The organism is Armatimonas sp. (assembly GCF_043760365.1).
Lineage (GTDB): Bacteria > Armatimonadota > Armatimonadia > Armatimonadales > Armatimonadaceae > Armatimonas.
Genome location: NZ_JAYUPA010000764.1, coordinates 1 through 3,462, shown reverse-complemented (window position 1 = coordinate 3,462; position 3,462 = coordinate 1). Strand labels below are relative to the sequence as shown.

4 protein-coding genes are annotated in these 3,462 nt (G+C 59.1%); 2 read left to right on the top strand and 2 right to left on the bottom strand.

Annotated features, from left to right (window positions below):
* The coding region (locus tag ACH2EH_RS18325; protein ID WP_395143875.1) for a hypothetical protein at window positions 1-1,352 on the top strand (1,352 nt) is incomplete at its 5' end.
* On the opposite strand, the gene gatA is transcribed toward ACH2EH_RS18325, so the two are convergent.
* On the bottom strand, window positions 1,349-2,809 hold the full coding sequence (gene gatA, locus ACH2EH_RS18320) for an Asp-tRNA(Asn)/Glu-tRNA(Gln) amidotransferase subunit GatA (RefSeq protein ID WP_395143874.1): 1,461 nt from the start codon (window positions 2,807-2,809) through the stop codon (window positions 1,349-1,351). The genes ACH2EH_RS18325 and gatA overlap by 4 nt on opposite strands.
* 3 nt (window positions 2,810-2,812) lie before the next feature.
* Window positions 2,813-3,112: an Asp-tRNA(Asn)/Glu-tRNA(Gln) amidotransferase subunit GatC gene (gatC, locus tag ACH2EH_RS18315; protein ID WP_395143872.1), complete on the bottom strand. Its 300-nt coding sequence runs from the start codon at window positions 3,110-3,112 to the stop codon at window positions 2,813-2,815.
* 102 nt (window positions 3,113-3,214) lie between these two features.
* Between gatC and ACH2EH_RS18310 the strand changes: the two genes are divergently transcribed.
* Window positions 3,215-3,462: hypothetical protein (locus ACH2EH_RS18310; RefSeq protein ID WP_395143870.1), on the top strand; the 248-nt coding region annotated here is incomplete at its 3' end.

The window sequence follows — 3,462 nt, the reverse complement described above, 5'->3', positions numbered from 1 at the left end:
GCCTGCCAACACGGCTGGGAGTCCTGGCGCTTGCGACGTTTGTTGGTATTGTTGGCTGCGTTGCCCTTGCCGCGAAACAAAATGGCACCGATGTCGGCTCATTTGTGAGCACTCTGGATTTTGGCAAGGCCTACAGCAAGCAAAATATCAACTACACTCTGGCAGGCGTGAAGCTCAAGATGGGCGACCGCAAGGGCGCAGCCGCCTTGATACAAACGCTCCCGTTCCGCGAGGGAGAAGAAGACCACCAGAGCTACGGAGATCTGCGAACCGATCTCATCAAGGCACAAATTACGGCGGGGGAGTTTCGGGAGGCGCTACGCAGCGCCCAGAACGACAAAGACCTCCTGGTGGCAGTCCTCTCCGCGCAGGGCCAGCGTCAGGGTCTGGATACCACGCTTGCCAACGCCTCATCGCTTCCCGAGCCAGAGCGCTCCACGGCTCTCGCCCCGCTTGTCACACAGCTCGCAGGGCAGGGTGATACCGCTGTGGCGGAGCGCCTTGTGGAGCAGTTGATCCCTACAACCCGTGAGGGGATCTACACCAGCCTGATGTCGGCGTACTACAAAGCGGGCAACTTACCCGCAGCCCTCACCGCCGTTCAGCGCGTCACGGATAAAGCAAAGCAGGAAGCGGATCTCTCGACGCTGGGCAACTCGTGCGTGACGGCGAAAGATAGTGCGGGACTGAGGCGGGTTCTGGAGCTGCTGCCGCAACGGGCCAGCCCGCGCAAAATCGTTCAAGTGGGCACCACAACCCCGTCCGTCACCACCACTTACTTCTCTGCCCGCCAGCAGCTTCTTCAGCAGTCGGTACACTTTTTGGGTTCTCCCGAGGTGTCACTGGAGCTGATTCGCACCTACGCACACCCGGATGACCTCCCGGAGCTTTTGCGTAGTCTCCTCTCAATAGCACGGGGTAAGAAGCAGGGCAATGAGACCACGCAGACCACAGCTCTGGCTCTCCTACGCACACAGACATCGGACGAAGGGAAGAAAGCCTACGATCAGGAAGTACACCAGCTCTTCTACAGCGATCTAGACACTTTTTCCGATCCTCTCGCGCTCGCACAGACAATCCACGACGAGCAAATGCGCGGCCAGGTGCTCTTGACACTCGGCCAGCACTGGCTTGAGCGAGGAAATTTCCAGCTACAAAAGGCCGAACCTGTGCTAAAGGCGCTACGAGTGCTCTCTCTAGACGAAGCGCATCGCAACCACGATTACCTGGTCACGAATGCCATCCAGCGTCTTCAAAACACCCATGATCTTCCCAATGCGAAACGGCTTGCTCAGCAGATTCTCGATCCAGAGCAACGAAAAAAGCTGCTTGATTCTCTGAGCCGAAACTAGAACGCAGGTCTACGGGTGTGCCAGTCGGTGGCTTGTTCGTAGGCGTGGGCCACTTTAAAGAGCAGCTCCTCGGAGAACGCTGGCCCCAGGAGCTGCATTCCTACGGGCAGTTGATTTGTATCAAAGCCACAGCACTGGGAAAGCGCCGGAATCCCGGCTAAGTTGGCCGAGAGTGTGCAGATGTCTGAGAGTTTCATCGCCAAGGGATCGTCGGTTTTCTCCCCGATCCCAAAGGCCGTGGTCGGGGCCGTGGGCGTGATAAGCACGTCGAAGTTCGCAAACGCGTTCTCAAAGTCCTGCTGGATCAGCGTGCGAATTTGCTGGGCTTTTAAGTAAAACGCATCGTAGTAGCCCGCTGAGAGCGCGTAGGTGCCGATTAAAATACGCCGCTTCACTTCCTCGCCAAAGCCTTCCTCACGGCTCTTCTCAAATAAGTCAATGTGGCTGGTGGCGCGCTGCGTCCGATGGCCGTAGCGCACGCCGTCGTAGCGCGCGAGGTTACTGGATGCTTCGGCAGGCGCGACGATGTAGTAGGCGGGAAGCGTGTACTCGGTGTGCGGCAGCGAGCACTCACCGACTTCCGCACCGAGACCACGCAGCACGCCAATCGCGCTCTGCACCAGAATCCGAATCTCAGGCGCGATCCCGGCGGCGAAGTACTCCGTGGGCACACCGATACGCAGGCCCTTGATGTCGCCCGTGAGTGCTTTCGTGTAGTCCGGAACGTCGCGCGGGACGCTGGTCGAGTCGTGCGGATCATGGCCCGAGAGAACGTTCATTACCAGGGCAGCGTCCTCAATGTTTTTTGCAAACGGCCCGATCTGGTCCAGCGACGAAGCAAAGGCGACCAAACCGTAGCGGCTCACGCGGCCATAGGTCGGTTTGACGCCCACGACACCGCAGAAGCTCGCGGGCTGACGGATCGAGCCGCCCGTGTCCGAGCCAAGCGAGAGCGGGGCAAAGTCCGCCGCCACTGCCGCTGCACTCCCGCCCGACGAACCACCGGGCACTTTACTCAGGTTCCACGGATTGTGCGTGAGCTTCAGCGCCGAGTTTTCCGTGGACGAGCCCATCGCGAACTCATCGAGGTTCGTCTTCCCAATCGCAATCGCCCCAGCGGCTTCGAGCTTCTCGACCACGGTGGCACTGTACGGCGGCACAAAGCCTTTCAGAATCTTGCTTGCACAAGTTGTCTCGATGCCCAACGTACACAAGTTGTCTTTAAGCGCGATGGGCACGCCCGCCAGCGGCCCTGGGTCTATCCCCGCCGCAATTTTCGCGTCCACGACATCGGCCTGCGCCAGCGCTTGCTCCGTCATCACCGTGAGAAACGCCCCCACGGCACTGTCTTTGGCTTCGATTCGCGCCAGAAACGCCTCAATGACGGCGCGGGCACTCACTTCTTTCGCCTTGACTTTGGCTGCAATCGCACTTGCGCTCAGGTGGGTCAGTTCCATAGCCTAGTCGCCTCCCAGGACTTGTGGGACGATAAAGCCGCCCATGATCTCATCGGTGTGGCTCGTGAGCGCGAGTACCTCGGCCTGGGAGAGCGAGGGCGTAATCTCGTCTGAGCGCAGCAGTGCCGTCACAGGGACAGCATGGCTCGTGGGCAGGACCCCCGTGGTATCGAGCTGCTGTAAGCGAGCGAACTGGTCAAGGAGGTCGTTGAGCTGGGGGGTAATTGTCGCGATCTCGTCGTCTGCAAGGGCAAGGCGGGCCAGCGTCCCTACCTTGCGGACATCTTCCGTGGTCAAGGCCATGGGGCTATTATACCGTCTCAAAAATTGCTGCCCGTGATTTTTTGTAGCGAGCCGTAACCAGAACGGCCATAATGACGTTAAGCTAGGAGAAGGACTTTTGCTATGTCTGTCTTTACCGAAAACCCTGTTCTCTACAAAGAGATCGCCATGCGCTTTCAACTGCGCCGCCAGTCTAAGGCGAACCGTGTTGTGATCTACTCGATTGTCGGGCTGATCATCCCGCTGTTCTACTGGTTCAGCCTGCGCGCCATGCTCCACGATTACAACGGAGCCCGCGATGCCTTCGGGCTCTTCCTGACAGCGCTAGAGGTCAGCCTGGTGGTGCTTCTTACCCCCGCGATGCTGGCATC